This is a genomic window from Kitasatospora sp. NPDC036934, assembly GCF_055608425.1.
The window spans coordinates 22,723-40,404 of sequence record NZ_JBVJQR010000033.1 but is presented as its reverse complement, the minus strand read 5'-3'; the positions used below and the strand labels follow the sequence as shown (position 1 = coordinate 40,404).

16 protein-coding genes are annotated in these 17,682 nt (G+C 72.8%); 3 read left to right on the top strand and 13 right to left on the bottom strand.

Going from position 1 to position 17,682, the window contains the following annotated elements:
* Nucleotides 1-42: 42 nt before the first annotated feature.
* The 8 genes from truB to rimP all read right to left on the bottom strand — a co-directional run bounded on the left by truB (nt 43) and on the right by rimP (nt 8,589).
* Entirely contained in the window at nt 43-972 is a 930-nt protein-coding gene (gene truB / locus ACZ7BZ_RS33290; protein ID WP_470361604.1) for a tRNA pseudouridine(55) synthase TruB, read from the bottom strand.
* A gap of 114 nt (nt 973-1,086) precedes the next feature.
* Nucleotides 1,087-2,190: a DHH family phosphoesterase gene (locus ACZ7BZ_RS33285; RefSeq protein ID WP_470361603.1), complete on the bottom strand. Its 1,104-nt coding sequence runs from the start codon at nt 2,188-2,190 to the stop codon at nt 1,087-1,089.
* A gap of 2 nt (nt 2,191-2,192) precedes the next feature.
* Nucleotides 2,193-2,633: a 30S ribosome-binding factor RbfA gene (rbfA, locus tag ACZ7BZ_RS33280; RefSeq protein ID WP_380460502.1), complete on the bottom strand. Its 441-nt coding sequence runs from the start codon at nt 2,631-2,633 to the stop codon at nt 2,193-2,195.
* Between the two features lie 153 nt (nt 2,634-2,786).
* Nucleotides 2,787-3,083: a DUF503 domain-containing protein gene (locus ACZ7BZ_RS33275; protein ID WP_030311386.1), complete on the bottom strand. Its 297-nt coding sequence runs from the start codon at nt 3,081-3,083 to the stop codon at nt 2,787-2,789.
* Between the two features lie 136 nt (nt 3,084-3,219).
* Nucleotides 3,220-6,375 (bottom strand): translation initiation factor IF-2, encoded by a 3,156-nt coding sequence (gene infB / locus ACZ7BZ_RS33270; protein ID WP_380460504.1) that lies wholly within the window; start codon nt 6,373-6,375, stop codon nt 3,220-3,222.
* Between the two features lie 230 nt (nt 6,376-6,605).
* On the bottom strand, nt 6,606-6,848 hold the full coding sequence (locus tag ACZ7BZ_RS33265) for a YlxR family protein (protein WP_317621212.1): 243 nt from the start codon (nt 6,846-6,848) through the stop codon (nt 6,606-6,608).
* Between the two features lie 155 nt (nt 6,849-7,003).
* Nucleotides 7,004-7,996, bottom strand: coding sequence for a transcription termination factor NusA (gene nusA / locus ACZ7BZ_RS33260; protein ID WP_380460506.1), 993 nt, complete (start codon nt 7,994-7,996; stop codon nt 7,004-7,006).
* Between the two features lie 53 nt (nt 7,997-8,049).
* Nucleotides 8,050-8,589 carry a ribosome maturation factor RimP gene (gene rimP, locus ACZ7BZ_RS33255; protein ID WP_380460507.1) on the bottom strand — a complete coding sequence of 180 codons (540 nt, stop codon included), beginning with the start codon at nt 8,587-8,589 and terminating at the stop codon, nt 8,050-8,052.
* A gap of 302 nt (nt 8,590-8,891) precedes the next feature.
* On the opposite strand from rimP, the gene ACZ7BZ_RS33250 reads away from it, so the two are divergent.
* Both ACZ7BZ_RS33250 and ACZ7BZ_RS33245 read left to right on the top strand, forming a co-directional pair.
* A complete protein-coding gene (locus ACZ7BZ_RS33250; RefSeq protein ID WP_470361602.1) occupies nt 8,892-9,848 on the top strand; it encodes a ferritin-like domain-containing protein in 957 nt (318 codons plus the stop codon).
* Nucleotides 9,849-10,163: 315 nt separating this feature from the next.
* The gene (locus tag ACZ7BZ_RS33245; RefSeq protein ID WP_470361601.1) at nt 10,164-11,087 is read left to right on the top strand and encodes an aminoglycoside phosphotransferase family protein; all 924 of its coding nucleotides are present in this window, start codon (nt 10,164-10,166) and stop codon (nt 11,085-11,087) included.
* Between the two features lie 110 nt (nt 11,088-11,197).
* On the opposite strand, the gene ACZ7BZ_RS33240 is transcribed toward ACZ7BZ_RS33245, so the two are convergent.
* From ACZ7BZ_RS33240 to dxr, 5 genes are all read right to left on the bottom strand, one after another.
* Nucleotides 11,198-11,752 (bottom strand): GNAT family N-acetyltransferase, encoded by a 555-nt coding sequence (locus tag ACZ7BZ_RS33240; RefSeq protein WP_380461481.1) that lies wholly within the window; start codon nt 11,750-11,752, stop codon nt 11,198-11,200.
* Between the two features lie 110 nt (nt 11,753-11,862).
* Nucleotides 11,863-12,738, bottom strand: a complete 876-nt coding sequence (locus ACZ7BZ_RS33235; protein ID WP_470361620.1) for a GNAT family N-acetyltransferase — start codon at nt 12,736-12,738, stop codon at nt 11,863-11,865.
* 199 nt (nt 12,739-12,937) lie between these two features.
* Nucleotides 12,938-14,098 (bottom strand): flavodoxin-dependent (E)-4-hydroxy-3-methylbut-2-enyl-diphosphate synthase, encoded by a 1,161-nt coding sequence (gene ispG, locus ACZ7BZ_RS33230; protein ID WP_030290407.1) that lies wholly within the window; start codon nt 14,096-14,098, stop codon nt 12,938-12,940.
* Between the two features lie 144 nt (nt 14,099-14,242).
* Nucleotides 14,243-15,547, bottom strand: a complete 1,305-nt coding sequence (locus ACZ7BZ_RS33225) for a M50 family metallopeptidase (protein ID WP_470361600.1) — start codon at nt 15,545-15,547, stop codon at nt 14,243-14,245.
* A 105-nt stretch (nt 15,548-15,652) separates the two neighbouring features.
* On the bottom strand, nt 15,653-16,897 hold the full coding sequence (gene dxr, locus ACZ7BZ_RS33220) for a 1-deoxy-D-xylulose-5-phosphate reductoisomerase (RefSeq protein WP_470361599.1): 1,245 nt from the start codon (nt 16,895-16,897) through the stop codon (nt 15,653-15,655).
* A 69-nt stretch (nt 16,898-16,966) separates the two neighbouring features.
* On the opposite strand from dxr, the gene ACZ7BZ_RS33215 reads away from it, so the two are divergent.
* A complete protein-coding gene (locus ACZ7BZ_RS33215) occupies nt 16,967-17,635 on the top strand; it encodes an NAD(P)H-binding protein (RefSeq protein ID WP_470361598.1) in 669 nt (222 codons plus the stop codon).
* The last annotated feature ends 47 nt before the right edge of the window (nt 17,636-17,682 follow it).

The following is a 17,682-nucleotide window of genomic DNA, read 5'->3' as shown; positions in this document are numbered from 1 at the left end:
CGCCGGGAGCACGTCCCGACGGGGGTTCCGACCACGCCCTGCTCAGCCGACGAACACCGCGACCGGCTTCGCCTGCCCGCCCTTCTCCTCGACCAGCGCGAGGAAGCGCCCGTCCGGCCCGAACACCGCGATCGGCCCGTCCGCGCCCAGCCCGGGCGCCTTCAGCCGGGCGCCGTGCGACAGCTTCTCCGCCGAGTCCTCGTCCAGGTCCCAGCGCGGGAAGGCGGCCGCCGCGGCCGCCGCGATCGGCAGCACCTCCAGCGGCGCGCCGTCCTCGCCCTTGACGGCGCTCTCCAGCTCCTCCAGGGTGTGCGCCGACTCCACCCCGTACGGCCCGACCTTGGTGCGCCGCAGCGCCGTCAGGTGCCCGCCGACGCCCAACCCGGCGCCAAGGTCGCGGGCCAGCGCCCGGATGTAGGTGCCGGAGGAGCACTCGACGGTCACGTCCAGGTCGATCACCGGCGTGCCGTCCTCGGCGACGGCCTCGCGCTGCGCCTGGACGGTGAAGGAGTGGATCGTGGTCGGCCGGGCCGCGAGCTCGAAGTCCTCGCCCTCGCGCACCCGGGCGTACGACCGCTTGCCGTCGATCTTGATCGCGCTGACCTTGGACGGCACCTGCATGATCTCGCCGGTGAGCGCCGCGATCCCGGCGTCGATCGCCTCCCGGGTGACACCGTCCGTCGGGGCCGAGGCGGTGATCTCGCCCTCGCGGTCGTCGGTGACGGTGGTCTGGCCGAGCCGGATGGTCGCCTCGTAGGTCTTGGCGGTCAGCATCAGGTGGCCGAGCAGCCGGGTGGCCCGCTCGACACCGATCACCAGCACCCCGGTGGCCATCGGGTCCAGCGTGCCGGCGTGCCCGACCTTCCTGGTCCCGGCCAGCCACCGCATCTTGGCGACGACCCCGTGCGAGGTGATGCCCTCGGGCTTGTCGACGATCACCAGGCCGTCGGGGCCGGTGCCTTTGCGCTTCATCGGGTTCTTTCTCTGAGACGTGCGGTCGTACGGACGTGCGGTCATACGAGCGGCGGGCGTACGGACGGGCAGGCGTACGGACGGGCGGAAGTCGCCCACCGCAGGACGGTCAGGTCAGGGACGGGGCCGCAGCGCGCCCCGGAACCGCTCGACCACGGCGGCGACTTCCTCCCGGGCGCTGAACCCGGCCGCGAAGACGTGCCCGCCGCCGCCCAGCTCGGCGCAGGCTGCGGCAACGTCCACCGCCCCCTTGGAGCGGGAGGAGCCGCGCAGCGTGCCGTCCGGGTCCTGCTTGAGCACCAGCGCCACCTCGGCCTCGGCCGGCCGGCGCAGGATGTCGATCAGCCCCTCGATCTCCTCGACGGTGACGCTGAACAGCGCCAGGTCCTGGTAGGGCACCCAGGTCCACACCAGGCCCAGCCCGTCGGCCGCGTCCGGCTCGTAGACGGCCCGGTCCAGCGCGGCGGCCAGCACCTTGAGGTAGCCGAAGGAGGAGGTGTCCCACAGCTGCCGGGAGATCAGGTCGTGCCGGATCCCGGTGGCGAGCAGCCGTCCGGCCAGTTCGTGGGTGGCGGGCGTGGTGGCCCGGTACTTGAAGGAGCCAGTGTCGGTGGCGACCCCGGTGTAGAGGCAGGTGGCCAGGGACTGGTCGAGCTCGACGCCGAGCCGGCGCAGCAGTTCGTCCACCAGGACGGCGGTGGCCGGCGCGGCCGGGTCGATCAACTGGTGGGTGCCGAAGCCCGGGTTGGAGGCGTGGTGGTCGAAGACCACCAGGACGGGCGCGGCGAAGGCCTTGTCGTGCAGCAGCCCCAGCCGGCTCTGCGCGGCGACGTCGAAGCAGAGCACCAGCTCGGGCACGTCCGGCACCTCGGCGGCCGGCACGATCAGCTCCTGGCCGGGCAGGAAGGCCAGCGACTCGGGCACGATCTGCGGGTCGTCGCCGAAGGAGACCCGCACCTCCTTGCCGAGCGCGCGCAGTGCCAGGGCCGCCGCCAGCGAGGAGCCGAGCGCGTCGCCGTCCGGGCAGATGTGGCAGATCAGGTCGATCGAACGGGCCCGCCCGATCTCCGCCACCACCTGCTGCCAGAGCAGCTCGAAGCCGCTCTCCTCGGCCCGCGGGCCGGGGAGCGCCGCGAGGGCACCCTCCACCGTGCTGGTGGAGGACGCCCCCGTGGTCGTTCCGGCTCGCGAGGCGGCCTGCGCCGGCTCACCCGCCATGACTACTCGTCCTCGTCGTCACGCTCGGCCGCGGGCACCCGGTACGGGTCCGCGTCACCGGCGTAGGTCGCGCCCGCGGCGGTGGTGCGCACCGCCGCGTCGATGGCCTTGGCCCGGTCGAGCAGGTCGTCGATGTTCCGGGCGTTCTCCGGCAGCGCGTCCGCGACGAAGGTCAGGGTGGGGGTGAAGCGCACCCCGATCTTGCCGACCTCGGAGCGGATCACGCCCTTGGCGCTCTCCAGCGCGGCCGCGGTGGCCTCGCGCTCGGTCTCGTCGCCGAAGACGGTGTAGAAGACGGTGGCCTCGCGCAGGTCTCCGGTCACCCGGGTGTCGGTGATGGTCACGAACCCCAGTCGCGGGTCCTTGATCCGCCGCTCCAGGGTCTGGGCGACGACCACCTGGATGCGGTCGGCGAGCTTGCGCGCCCTTGCGGTGTCGGTCACGTTGCCTCCTCGTGCAGTGGGCCCGGTACCCGGGCGAGCTGCGCACCCGTCGGGGCCCATGCCCCAAAGTACCGGCCCGCGCCCGGCCTTGCGGGCGCTCTCGGTCCTGATCTGTGTGAGAACGGCGACTTCCGCCGGCCGGCTCCACAGCCCTCATTCGTCGTCGTCGTTGTGGTACCTCCTCCTCGCGGAGAGGAGCTGCACCTCGGGGCGGCCGGCGACCAACCGCTCACAGCTGTCCAGGACCTCGGTGACGTACCCGGCTTCGCCGGCGACCACCGCGAGGCCGATCTCGGCCCGGCGGTGCAGGTCCTGGTTCCCGGTCTCGGCAGCGCACACGCTGTACTTGCGCTGCAGTTCGGCCACGATGGGCCGCACGATCGAACGCTTCTCCTTGAGCGAGTGGACGTCGCCCAGCAGCAGGTCGAAGGTGAGTGTTCCCACGAACATGTATGACAGGTCTCGCCGACCTGGAAGGCCTCGGGAAGCCGGTCCGGAACCGGGCCGGCTTCCCAGGACCCTACACAGCGAGACCGGGGCCGGTCGACGGAAATACCATCCGTCGACCGGCCCCGGCTGACACCGACTAGGCGCGCGGCTTCTCGCGCATCTCGTAGGTCTCGATGATGTCCTCGACCTTGATGTCGTTGAACGACCCCAGGGTGACACCGGCCTCGAAGCCCTCGCGGACCTCGGTCGCGTCGTCCTTGAAGCGGCGCAGACCCTCGATGGTGAGGCTCTCCGCCACGACCTTGCCGTCGCGCAGCAGGCGGGCCTTGGCGTTGCGGCGGATGACGCCGTCGCGGACCAGGACACCGGCGATGTTGCCGAACTTGGAGGAGCGGAAGACCTCGCGGATCTCCGCGGCGCCGAGGCGCACCTCCTCGTACTCCGGCTTGAGCATGCCCTTGAGGGCGTTCTCGATCTCCTCGATCGCCTGGTAGATGACCGAGTAGTACCGGACGTCCACGCCTTCCTTGTCGGCCGCGGCGCGCGCACGGCCTTCGGCGCGCACGTTGAAGCCGATGATGATGGCGTCCGAGCCCATCGCCAGGTCCACGTCGGACTCGGTGATGGCACCCACACCGCGGTGCAGGACCCGGAGCTCGACCTCCTCGCCCACGTCCAGCTTGACGAGGGCGTCCTCGAGGGCCTCGACCGAACCGGAGACGTCACCCTTGATGATGAGGTTGAGCTGCTCGATGGAGCCGGCGGCGATGGCCTTGTCCAGGTCCTCCAGGGACACCCGGACCCGACGCTGCGCGAAGGCGGCGTTGCGGTCGCGGGCCGAGCGCTTCTCGGCGATCTGGCGGGCGGTGCGGTCCTCGTCGACGACGATGAAGCTGTCGCCGGCGCGGGGCACCGAGGTCAGACCGAGCAGCAGCACCGGGCGGGACGGACCGGCCTCGGCGAGGCTGTTGCCGTTCTCGTCCAGCATGGCGCGGACGCGGCCGTAGGCGTCGCCCACGACGATCGAGTCGCCGACGCGGAGGGTACCGCGCTGGACCAGGACGGTCGCCATGGCGCCGCGGCCCTTGTCCAGGTGGGCTTCGATCGCAATACCCTGCGCGTCCTGCTCCGGGTTGGCCCGCAGGTCGAGCGAGGCGTCCGCGGTCAGGACCACGGCCTCCAGCAGCTGGTCGATGTTCAGACCCTGGCGCGCGGAGATGTCGACGAACATGGTGTCGCCGCCGTACTCCTCGGCCACCAGGCCGAACTCGGTCAGCTGACCGCGGACCTTGGTCGGGTCGGCGCCCTCGACGTCGATCTTGTTGACGGCGACCACGATCGGCACACCGGCGGCCTTGGCGTGGTTCAGCGCCTCGACCGTCTGCGGCATGACACCGTCGTTGGCCGCGACCACCAGGATCGCGATGTCGGTGGACTTGGCACCACGGGCACGCATGGCGGAGAACGCCTCGTGACCCGGGGTGTCGAGGAAGGTGATCGGGCGCTCTTCGCCGTTCACCATCGTCGCCACCTGGTAGGCACCGATGTGCTGGGTGATGCCACCGGCCTCGCCGGCCACCACGTTGGACTTGCGGATCGCGTCCAGCAGTCGGGTCTTACCGTGGTCGACGTGACCCATGACGGTGACGACCGGCGGGCGCGGGGCCAGCTGGTCCTCGTCGCCCTCGTTCGCACCGAAGTCGATGTCGAACGACTCCAGCAGCTCGCGGTCCTCGTCGTCCCGGCTGACGATCTCCAGGACGAAGCCCATCTCGTCCGCCAGCAGCTGCAGCGTGGCGTCGGAGACCGACTGGGTCGCGGTGACCATCTCACCGAGGTTGAACATGACGGAGACGAGCGCGGCCGGGTTGGCGTTGATCTTCTCCGCGAAGTCCATCAGCGAGGCGCCGCTCGACAGGCGAACGGTCTGGCCGTTGCCGCGAGGCAGCATCACACCGCCGACGGACGGGGCCTGCATGGCCTCGTACTCCTGGCGCTTCGCCCGCTTCGACTTGCGACCGCGCGCCGGGCGACCGCCCGGGCCACGACCGAAGGCACCCTGCGTGCCACCACGGGCACCCGGGCCGCCGGGACGACCGCCGAAGCCACCGGGACGCGGGCCGAAGCCACCGCCGCCACCGGGAGCGCCGCCACCGGGACGCGGGCCACCGAAGCCGCCGCCACCGGCCGGACGCGAGCCCGGACCGGCCGGACGGCCCTGGAAGCCCGGACGGGCGCCGCCGCCACCGGGACCGGCCGGACGGCCACCGGGGCCACCCGGACCACGGCCACCCGGACCCGGACGCGGGCCGGCCGGACGCTGCGGCATCATGCCCGGGTTCGGGCGCGGCATGCCGGACGGGGACGGCGCGCCGGGGCGCGGACCGGCCGGACGCGGCATGCCGTCGGGACGGGGGGCGCCACCCGGACGGGGAGCACCGGCACCCGGCCCACCGGCCGGACGCGGACGGTCACCACCGGGACGCGGGGCGCCACGGTCGGCACCCGGCGCACCACCCGGACGCGGACGGTCACCACCGGGACGCGGGGCGCCACGGTCGGCACCCGGCGCACCACCCGGACGCGGACGGTCACCACCGGGACGCGGACGGTCGCCGCCCTGCGCACCCGGAGCACCCGGACGGGCACCCGGCGCGCCCGGACGGCGGTCGCCGGGGCGAGCCATGCCGGTCGCACTACCCGAGGTGAACGGGTTGTTGCCCGGACGCGGGCCGGCCGGACGCGGGCCCGGACGGGCGCCGCCACCTGCGGGGGCCTGGCCGCTCGGACGCGGGGCCTGGGTGGCCGGACGCGGGGCGTCGGCACCGGCCGGAGCCGGCGAGGAGAACTCGGCCGCGGGAGCAGCCGGGGCCGCCGGGGCGGCGGGACGCGCGGCCGGGCGCGGGCCCGGAGTCGGCGCACCCGGGCGCGAGGCGGCGGGAGCGGCCGGAGCCGCGGGGGCGGCCGGGGCGGCGGGAGCCGCGGCGGCCGGGGTCGGACGGGGACCAGGGGTCGCGCTGGGGCGCGGACCCGGGGTCGGGGCACCCGGCTTGGGTGCACCCGCGGCGCCTGCCGCGGGCTGGGGCGCCGCGGGCTTCCGCGGGCCAGGCTTGGCAGCGCCACCACCGGTGGGGGCCACGCCAAGCGCGTCAGTCAGCTTGCGCACGACCGGCGCCTCGATCGTCGAGGACGCCGAACGGACGAACTCACCGAGCTCGGTCAGCTTGGCCATGACGGCCTTGCTCTCCAAGCCAAGCTCCTTGGCGAGTTCATAAACCCGGACCTTAGCCACTTCACTCCTGTCTATGAGTCCGGGGGTCTCGTCCGCCGGACTGTCGCTACTTCATGGGCGTACCCATCGCGTACTCATCGCGTACTCATCGAGTGCTCATCGCAATCTCGACCTACTTCCACATCGCGAGGTACCTGACTGGTGGCACGGCGCGCGGCTGCCCGAGCGCTGTGCTTGTTGCGGTGGTTCTCCGCCGCGATGAGCGGCGGTTGTCGCGGGAGGCGGCCCGCCTAGGAGGCTCCGCCCGCCCGCTCCTCGATGAACCCGCGGAGCCGCTCCGTGTCGAGCGTCCCCTGGAGCCGGAAGGCCCGGGGGAACGCCCGACGGCGGACCGCGAGGTCGAGGCAGGCCGGATCGAGGTGCAGGTGAGCGCCTCGGCCCGGCAGTGCACCACGGGGATCGGGGACGCAGACGCCCTCGACCGCCGTGACACGCAACAGCTGGTGCTTGGCCGCGCGCTTGCGGCAGCCCACGCAGGTGCGTTCCGGGCGTGCTCGGACGTGCGTCCGGCCAGACGAAGGCAAGTCTACCCCTCCGAAGCGACATGGCGCCGCCCCGCAGATCCCGGAGGACCGGCGGGGGCGCCAGGAACAACACTCACTACCGGGCCGCGGCCCCTGCATTTCTCCTACTGGGACTCGGCCTGACCCTCGGTGTCCGGCCGGATGTCGATCCGCCAACCGGTCAGACGCGCGGCCAGACGGGCGTTCTGCCCCTCCTTGCCGATCGCCAGGGACAGCTGGTAGTCCGGCACGATCACCCGGGCGGAACGCTGGGCGAGGTCCACGATCTCCACGCTGGTCACCCGCGCGGGGGACAGCGCGGCGGCGACCATCTCGCGCGGGTCCTCGGACCAGTCGACGATGTCGATCTTCTCGCCGTGCAGCTCGCCCATCACGGCGCGCACCCGGGAGCCCATCGGGCCGATGCAGGCACCCTTGGCGTTCAGCCCGGCCCGGCGCGACCAGACCGCGATCTTGGTACGGTGACCGGCCTCACGGGCGATCGCGGCGATCTCCACGCTGCCGTCCGCGATCTCCGGGACCTCCAGCGCGAACAGCTTCTTCACCAGGCTCGGGTGGGTGCGCGACAGCGTCACCGACGGCCCGCGGACACCACGGCGCACCGCCACCACGTAGCACTTCAGCCGGGTGCCGTGCCGGTAGTCCTCGCCCGGGACCTGCTCCTGCGGCGGCAGGATGGCCTCCAGCTTGCCGATGTCGACCAGCACGCTCTTCGGGTCGTTGCCCTGCTGGACGACACCGGTGACGATGTCGCCCTCCTTGCCCGCGTACTCGCCGAAGGTCTGGTCGTCGGCGGCGTCGCGCAGGCGCTGCATCATCACCTGGATGCCGATGCTGGACGCGATCCGACCGAAACCGTTCGGGGTGTCGTCGAACTCCTTCGGCTCGACGCCCTCGTCCAGCTCCGCCGGGTCCTCCATGGCCCACACGGTGACGTGGCCGCTCTTGCGGTCCAGGTTCACCCGGGCGCGGCGGCGCGAGCCCTCGGTGCGGTGGTACGCGGTGAGGAGGGCGGACTCGATGGACTCGACCAGCAGGTCGAAGGGGATGTTCTTCTCGTTGACCAGCGTGCGCAGGGCACTCATGTCGATGTCCACGGCTACGCCTCCTCGTCTTTCGTCACGTTCATGATGGTCGTACGGCGGCCGACTCACTCGGCGCCGTCGTCCCCCTCGTCGAAGTCGGCGGCCTCGTCCAGGAGCTGCTCGTCGTCCTTGCGGTTGAACTCGACCTGGACCCGCGCGCGATCGACCTCGACGTACTCCAGGCGGCGCTCCTTCGGACGGCCACGCCCCTTCACCGGCTGCACCTCGACCAGCGCGCCGGCCTCGTCCGCCTCCAGCACCCGGGCGACCAGCTCCCCGCCGTCGACCAGGTGGATCTTGGCGAGCCGGCCCTCGGCGCGCTGCCAGTGCCGCGGCAGGACCAGCGGACGCTCCGCACCCGGCGAGCCGACCTCCAACAGGTACGGCTCGTCCCCCATCACGTCCGAGGCGTCCAGGGCCTCGCCGACCACCCGGCTGAACTCGGCGATGGCGTCCATGTCCACGCCGCCGTCGGTGTCGACGTCGATCTGCACCTGCCGGCGGTTGCCCGCCTTGGTGACCTTGACGTCCTCCAGGTCCAGTCCGGCCTGGACGGCCAGCGGCTCCAGCAACGCGCGCAGCCGGTCGGTGTGGGTGGTGCTCATCCGGGTGGACTCCTCGGCCGCGTCTGCTGTTGTCAGAGGTCGCACCGCGCCCTCCGCGCCCGTCGGGCGCACACCGGGTCACGGCAGCTCGGCCCAAAGCCTAGCCGGTGAAGCCGCGAACCACCGATTCCGGACCTCCCCCGACCAGCCGCACGCCACCCACTGCGAGCAAGCTCACACCGGCCCGCCCGCAGCACCGAACCCTCGAACACCACCCGCAAAGGTGGGGATTCTGCGAAGATTCACGCCAACGAGGGCAGGCGGGGAGGCCGCCCTCCCGTACCCGCTCCGGAGTGACCCCGATGCAGCCGCCCAGCCGAAGGACCTTCCTGGCCCTCGGACTGATCACCCTCACCACCGCCTGCACCAGCTCCGGCACCGGCCCCGACGTGACACCCGGCGACAAGAGCCCCGACCCGGACACCCCGGTCCGCCTGCGCGCCGTCGCCGCCACCGACACCCTGCTGGCGGCCTACGACACCCTCCTGGCCACCCCCGGGGCCCAGACCACCCTGCTGAAGACCCTCCGCGCCGAGACCGCCCAGCACCGCGCCGCCCTCGCCGACGGCATCCCGGCCCCCACCACACCGACCCCCACCACACCGACCACCACCACACCCCCCGGCGCCACCCCCACCCCCGCCGCCCTGGCCACCCTGGAACGCCAGACCGCCCAGGCCCGGCTGGCCGACCTCGGCGCAGCCAGCCCATCCCTCGCCCGCCTGCTCGCCTCGGTGGCCGCCGCCAACACCCTGCACGCCGCCGCCCTCGGCGCCCCCGCCGACCAGCCCACCCCGACAGCAAGCGGCACCCCCACCCCCGGAGCAGCACTCCCCGCCCTCCAGAAGGCCCTGAGCGCCGAACACGCCGCCGTCTACGGCTACGGCGTCGTCGGCGCCCACCTCCCCGAGGACCAGCAGCGCACCGACGCCCGCACCGCCTACGCCGCCCACCAGGCCCAACGCGACGCCTGGCAACGCCTCATCACCACCCTCGGCGCCACCCCCACTCCCGCCGCCGGCGGCTACCAACTCCCCTTCCCGGTCACCGACCCCACCACCGCCACCAAACTCGCCGCCCACCTGGAAACCGGCCTCACCACCGTCTACGCCGACCTGGTCGCCGACCTCCCCACCCCCCACCGCCCCACCGCAGCCACCGCCCTCCGCGACTGCACCCTCCGCGCCCACCGCTGGGGCGCCCCCGACACCCCCTTCCCCGGCATCCCCGACCCCCTCCCCACCCCCACCCCGACCTGACCCCACCCCCACCCACGCCCACCCCCACCTCACCCTCCCCTCCCCCTCACCCGCCCCAGGCGAGAGGGACGCGCTGCGGAAGGGGGCGGTGGAGGGGGTGGGTGCGGAGAGGGGCGTGACGGGTGATTTTCAGACCGCCAACGACAAGCACCCCGCGCGATGAGGGTCGGCGGTCCGAAAATCACCCAGCCCCCGGAGCGCCCACCCCCGGAACCGCCCCCGGCACCACCCACCCTCCCGAAAGCCCACCCCCCGACAACACCCCCCCGACAACAGCCCCGCGCAGCGGCCCCCCGCACCACCGACAATGGACCCATGCCGGGAGCAAACATCACCATCCCCACCCACCTCACCACCGCCATCACCGCCACCCACGGCACCCAAGGCCACCAGTGGCTCACCGCTCTGCCGACCGCGGTCACCACCCACCTGGCCCGCTGGAACCTCACCCTCGAACGCACCCTGGACCCGGGCGGCAGCCTGAGCCTGATCGCGTACGTCCACCGCGACGACCTCTCCCCCGCCGTCCTCAAGGCCGGCCTGGTCACCTCCGAGACCGCCCACGAGCACACCGCCCTGACCCACTGGGCCGGCCGCGGCGCCGTGCTCCTGCTGGACGCCGACCCCGCCGAGGGCGTCCTCCTGCTGGAGCGCCTGCACGGATCGATCCCACTGCGCTCCCTCGCCGAGCCCAAGGCCATGCTGGAGGCCACCAGCCTGCTGCACCGCCTCTGGGTGGCGCCGCCCCCCGGAGCCGCCCTGCCCACCCCCGCCGACCGGATCGCGGACACCGCAGCCCGCCTCGAAGCCCACCGCACCCACCCCGTCGCGGCCGCCGCACTGCCCCTCGCCGACGAGGCCCTGACCACCGCCGGAGCCCTGGTCGACGACGCGGGCGAAACCTTCCTGCTGCACGGTGACTTCCACCACGGCAACGTCCTCGCCGCCGACCGAGCCCCCTGGCTGGTGATCGATCCCCGCCCGCTGACCGGCGAACGCGCCTACGACCTGGCCCGGCTCGCCCTGGACCGCGCGGACACCCTGATCGGCTCCCCCGGTGCCCCCGCCGCGGTCCGCCGCCGACTCCACCAACTCGCCGAGGCCCTCGACGTCGACCGGGACCGCCTGCGCGGCTGGACCCTCTTCCGCGCCGTCGACCTGGCCCTGCGCGCCCTGACCACCGGCCACCACGAAGACGCCGAACTCCACCTGGAGTTCGCCGGCCACCTCTCCGCCTAGGCCCTGCCCCCGCACCTCCGCCCAGGCCCTGCCCCCGAACCCCCGCCCGGAGCCTCACCCCGAACCCCCGCCCAGGCCCTCACCCCGTGCCCGGGTCCCCGAGCCGCCGTCTAGGTCCTGTCCCCGAGCCGCCGCAACGGCAGCCCCGCCCCCATCACCGCGTACAGCCGGTCCGTGGCCGGGAACCGCACCGCACGAGCCAGGTCCTGGTACCCCAGCGCCCGGTAGAGCCGCCGGGCCGGCGTCTCCGCGTCGATCGCCGACAGGATGCTGCGCTCCAGTCCCGACCCCTCGCACAGCAGCCGGATCAACCGCGACCCCACGCCCTGCCCCTGGTACTCCGGCAGCACGTGCAGCTCGGTGACCGCGAACACGCCGTCCAGCCAGTCCCCGTACCCCCGGGAGGTCAGGTACGGCTCGATGACGGTGCTCCACCAGTGCTCCCGCTGGTTCGGCATCCCGTACCCGAACCCGACCAGCCGCCCCCCGCTCATCGCCCCGAACGCGATCACCCCGGGCTGGAGGGCGTGCCGCCCCACGATGTGCAGCCGTACCGCGACCTCCTCGGGCGTGAGCCCGAACGCCACCGCCTGGACCTCCAGCGCCTGCGGCGCCCAGGCCGCGAGGTCGATGGCCTCGATCGTCACCCCGGTCAGCTGATCCATGCTCCGGACGTTACTACCAGCCGCCCCGTGGCGCGGCCGAAGATCGGAACCCAACAACCGGCGAAACAGCGGCGAACCGCACCACAACGCGGCCCCGCCCCCGGGCGGGCTCAGAAGAGCACGCTCATGAACGCCCCGACCTCCCGGAACCCCACCCGCCGGTAGGCCGCCCGGGCCCGCAGGTTGAAGTCGTTGACGTACAGCGAGACCACCGGCGCGACCTCCCGCAGCGCGACCTCCAGCACCGCCGCCATCCCGGTCTCGGACAGTCCCTGCCCCCGGTACTCCGGCGCCACCCAGACCCCCTGGATCTGGCAGGCCCCCTGGGTCACCGCCCCGACCTCGGCCTTGAAGACCACCTGTCCGTCCTCGGTGAAGCGCGCGAACGCCCGTCCGCTGGTGACGAGTTCGGCCACCCGTGCCTGGTAGAGCAGCCCGCCGTCCCCGGCCAGCGGCGAGACCCCGACCTCCTCGGTGAACATCGCCACGCAGGCGGGCATCAGCGCCTCCACCTCGCTGCGCCACACCCTCCGCACCAGCGGATCGGGCGCGATCTCCGCCGACGGCGAGGAGGTCGCCAACAGCGGCTGGTGGCCCCGGACTTCACGCGCCGGTCCCCAACTCCGCTCCAGCAGTGCCCAGAAGGCGGCGGTCGAGGCGGCCGGTCCGACGATAGAGGAGCAGCGCCGCCCCTGCCGCCGGGCCCGCTCCGCGAAGGCCGCGACGGCCTGCGGCCCGGCGTTGACCAGGACGAGGTTCGCCCCGGCGTAGCAGAGGGCGTCGAGCACGCCGTCCCCGTCGTACCAGCCCCACATCTCCCCGCCGAGCCGCCACGGGTCCAGCCCGACGGCCTCGACCCGGGTGGCCACGAAGGCGTTGGCGACCGGGTCGCGGTGCAGGATCTCCAGGGCGTCCGCGAGGTCGGGCGGCTCCAGCACACGGGTGGTGGCCAGTGCCCGGGCGGCCTGGAAGGAGCTGGGGAGCATCACACCTCGATCGATCATCGAGACAGCACCTCACTGAGACGACTCTGGCCGCACCCTACTCCGTGGCCCCACCCGGCTACGGCCGCGGGGCCGTCCGCGAACGGACGGCCCCGCCTCCGGAAGACTTCACTGCGGTCCTGTGCGGGCCGCCCGGCGGTCACGGTCACCCACGGTCGCCCCGCGCCGTGACCGCCCGCGGTCACTCCGCAGCGACGACGGTCGGCGAACCGGCCTCGACGCCCTCCTCCTGCATCTGCTCGGCGAGCTTGAGCGCCTCCTCGATCAGGGTCTCGACGATCTTCGACTCGGGAACGGTCTTGATCACCTGTCCCTTGACGAAGATCTGCCCCTTGCCGTTGCCGGAGGCGACCCCGAGGTCAGCCTCGCGGGCCTCGCCCGGCCCGTTCACCACGCAGCCCATGACGGCGACCCGCAGCGGCACCTCCATGCCCTCCAGCCCGGCGGTGACCTCCTCCGCGAGCTTGTAGACGTCGACCTGGGCGCGGCCGCAGGACGGGCAGGAGACGATCTCCAGCCCGCGCTGGCGCAGCCCGAGCGACTCCAGGATCTGGTTGCCGACCTTGATCTCCTCAGCCGGCGGGGCCGACAGCGAGACCCGGATGGTGTCGCCGATGCCCTCGGCGAGCAGCGCACCGAAGGCGACCGCGGACTTGATGGTGCCCTGGAAGGCCGGACCGGCCTCGGTGACGCCCAGGTGCAGCGGGTAGTCGCAGGCGGCGGCGAGCTGACGGTAGGCCTGGATCATCACGACCGGGTCGTTGTGCTTGACCGAGATCTTGATGTCGCGGAAGTCGTGCTCCTCGAACAGCGAGCACTCCCACAGCGCGGACTCGACCAGCGCCTCCGGGGTGGCCTTGCCGTACTTCTCCAGCAGCCGCTTGTCGAGCGAGCCGGCGTTGACGCCGATCCGGATCGGCACCCCGGCGTCCTTGGCGGCCTTGGCGATCTCGCCCACCTTGTCGTCGAAGGCCTTGATGTTGCCGGGGTTGACGCGCACGGCGGCACAGCCGGCGTCGATCGCGGCGAAGACGTACTTCGGCTGGAAGTGGATGTCGGCGATGACCGGGATCTGCGACTTCTTGGCGATGATCGGCAGCGCGTCGGCGTCGTCCTGGGAGGGGACGGCGACCCGGACGATCTGGCAGCCGGACGCGGTGAGCTGGGCGATCTGCTGCAGCGTGGCGTTGATGTCCGAGGTGACCGTGGTGGTCATGGACTGGACCGAGACGGGGGCGTCGCCGCCGACCGGCACGTTGCCGACCATGATCTGCCGGGAGTAGCGGCGCTTGGCGAGCGGCTTGAGCGGCAGGGACGGAATACCGAGCGAGATCGCGGTCATGTGCGCAGGGTTCCCCGGGGTAGAGGTGTGGTCGACCGCCCGGCCGTTGGGACGGCCGAGGCCGGGCGCGCGGACTATCGCGCACCCGGCCTCCACGGTACGGCACGGTCCGGGCGCCCAGCACACCCGCCGTACCCGAACGCGCTAGCCGATCTTCACCGGGTTCACCAGGTCGGCCACCATCACGAGCAGGGTGAATCCGATGAAGATACTGGCCACGACGTACGCGACCGGCATCAGCTTGGCGACGTCGAAGGGGCCCGGATCGGGCCGCCGGAACAGTTGTGCGAAGCGGCGCCGGACCGACTCCCAGACCGCGCCGGCGATGTGGCCGCCGTCCAGCGGCAGCAGCGGCAGCATGTTGAACAGGAAGAGCGACAGGTTGATGCCGGCCAGCAGGTTCACGAAGATCGCGATCCGCTGGGTGGCCGACTCGTGCAACGAGAACACCTCGCCGCTGACCCGGGCGGCGCCGACCATGCCGATCGGCGAGTCCGGGTCGCGCGGGGCGTCGCCCACGACGGCGTTCCACAGGCCGGGGATCTTGCCGGGCAGCGCGGCCAGCGACTTCACCCCGTTCTCGGCCATGTCGTACATCCGGTCGACCGACTGCCCGAAGCCGAGCTGGACGGTGTCGCTCTTCGGGGTGAAGCCGAGGAACCCGGCCTGGACGGTCTGACCCTTCACCGGCACGCCGTTCCCGTCGTACTTCTGCACGTCGTTGACGGCGATGGTGGGCGTGAAGGTGAGCTGCTGACCGCCGCGCTCCACCACGATCGCCACCTGCTTGCCGGCCGACTTCCGGATGTCCGCCTGGAGCTGGTCGTAGTCGCGGATCCGGTCGCCGTCGAAGGAGAGCACCTTGTCGCCCTGGCGCAGGCCCACCTCGTTGGCCGGGGTCTTGGGCGCGTCCGTGGGGCAGGTGTCGGTGGGCTGCCCGGCCTTGACCACGCACTGGGCGACCGAGCCGATGGTCGGCACCGCCATGGAGACGCCGAAGCCCATCATCACCGTCAGGAACAACCCGAACGCCAGGATCAGGTTCATGAACGGACCGGCGAACATGACGATGACCCGCTTCCAGGGCTTGCGGGTGTAGAACAGCCGGTTCTCGTCACCCTCCTGGAGCTCCTCGTAGGAGGCCTCACGGGCGTCCTCGATCATGGTCCGCCAGGGCGAGCTGCTCCGCTTGGTGATCCGGCCGTCCTCGCCCGGCGGAAACATCCCGATCATCCGGATGTACCCACCGAACGGGATCGCCTTGAAGCCGTACTCGGTCTCACCCTTCCGGCGCGACCAGATGGTCGGGCCGAAGCCGACCATGTACTGCGGCACCCGGATGCCGAACAGCTTGGCCGTGGAGAGGTGGCCGAGCTCGTGCCAGGCGATCGAGATGAGCAGCCCGACCACGAAGACCAGGATGCCTACCACCGTCAAAACCGTTGCCACCGCTGGCCCTCCGTCATGCCGCTCCGCTCATCGTCTCGTCGTACCGCGATCCGTGCCGTGCCACGACCGGTGTCCCGCCGGGCACCGCCGCCGGAGTCGGCGCCGTCAGCCCGCCGCCAGCTCGCGGGCCCGGGCGCGCGCCCAGTCCTCCGCGTGCAGGACGTCCTCGACGGTCAGGGAAGTTCCCGACGCGGCCACCCGGCCGTCGGACTGTCCGTGCTCGGCGACGACCTTGGCAACAGTGTCCACGATCCCGGTGAAGGCGAGGCGGCCCTTCAGGAAGGCCTCCACGCACTCCTCGTTCGCGGCATTGAACACCGCCGGCGCCGTTCCGCCCAGAGTGCCCACCTCACGGGCCAGCTCCACGGCCGGGAACGCCTCGTTGTCCAGCGGGAAGAACTCCCAGGTCGCGGCCTTGGTCCAGTCGCAGCCGGGGGCCGCCTCCGGCACCCGGTCCGGCCAGCCCAGACCGAGCGCGATCGGCATCCGCATGTCCGGCGGGCTGGCCTGCGCCAGCGTCGAACCGTCGGTGAACTCCACCATCGAGTGCACGACCGACTGCGGATGGACGACGACCTCGATCCGCTCGAAGGGCACGTCGTAGAGCAGGTGCGCCTCGATCACCTCCAGGCCCTTGTTGACCAGGGTCGCCGAGTTGATCGTCACCACCGGGCCCATCGCCCAGGTCGGGTGCGCCAGCGCGTCCTGCGGGGTCACCCCGGCCAGCTGCTCCCGGGTACGGGTCCGGAACGGGCCGCCGCTCGCCGTCACCACCAGCTTGCGGACCTCCGCCCGGGTGCCGCCGGCCAGCGCCTGGAACAGCGCCGCGTGCTCGGAGTCCACCGGCACGATCTGGCCCGGCTTCGCCACCGCCTTCACCAGCGGGCCGCCGACGATCAGCGACTCCTTGTTGGCCAGCACCAGCACCCGGCCCGCCCGCAGCGCGGCCAGCGTCGGCCGCAGGCCGATCGAACCGGTGATGCCGTTCAGTACCGAGTGGCACTCCATCGCGGCCAGCTCGGTCGCCGCGTCCGGCCCCACCAGCACGGCCGGCAGCGGACGCCCCGCCGCCCCCGCCGCCAGCGCCTCGCGCAGCGCCGGCTCGGCCGCCGGATCGGCCACCGCCACGGTGTGCACGCCCAGCCGCAGCGCCTGCTCGGCCAGCAGCTCCACCCGGCCGCCGGCCGCCGACAGGGCGACCACCCGGAACCGGTCCGGGTTGCGGAGCACCACGTCGATGGCCTGGGTGCCGATCGAACCGGTGGAACCGAGGATCACCAGCTCCCGGGGGCCGGAGGGGTCCGCCACGGTGGGCGTGAAACGCAGCTGCGGGTGGGCGAGCGAAGTCATGCGCCCATTGTGTCCTGTCCGAGACCTTGCCCAGGACGACCACCGCCCCCTCGGGCTACCGTCGGACCCATGCGTACCGTCATCGCCGGAGGCCACGGACAGATCGCGCTGAGGCTCGAACGGCTGCTCGCCTACCGCGGCGACCGACCCGCCGGGATCATCCGCCGCCCCGAACACGCCCAGGACCTGGTCGCCGTCGGTGCCGAGCCGCTGCTGCTCGACCTGGAGTCCGCCACCGCCCCGCAGCTCGCCGCCCTGCTCACCGACACCGACGCCGTGGTCTTCGCCGCCGGCGCCGGCCCGGGCAGCGGCGCCGCCCGGAAGAACACCGTCGACCGCGACGCGGCCGTCCTGCTCGCCGACGCCGCCGAACTGGCCGGGGTCCGGCGCTACCTGATGGTCTCCTCGATGGGCGCCGACGCCACCGCCCAGTACCCGGCCGACGAGGTCTTCGAGACCTACCTGCGGGCCAAGGGCGCCGCCGACGACGCCGTCCGCGCCCGTACCTCACTCGACTGGACGGTGCTGCGCCCCGGGCGGCTCACCGACGGCCCCGGCACCGGCCTGGTCCGGCTCGCCCCCTCCACCGGCCCCGGCGCGGTCGACCGGGCCGACGTGGCCGTCGTCCTGGCCGCCATGCTGCGCGAGCCCGGCACCGCCGGGCAGACCCTGGAACTGGTCGCCGGCAACGCCACCGTCGCGGAGGCCGTCGCCGCCGTGGCCGGGCACGACGGCTGAACCCACGCCGGAGGATCCGGATCGCCAGGCTTCCCTTCGGGAACGCC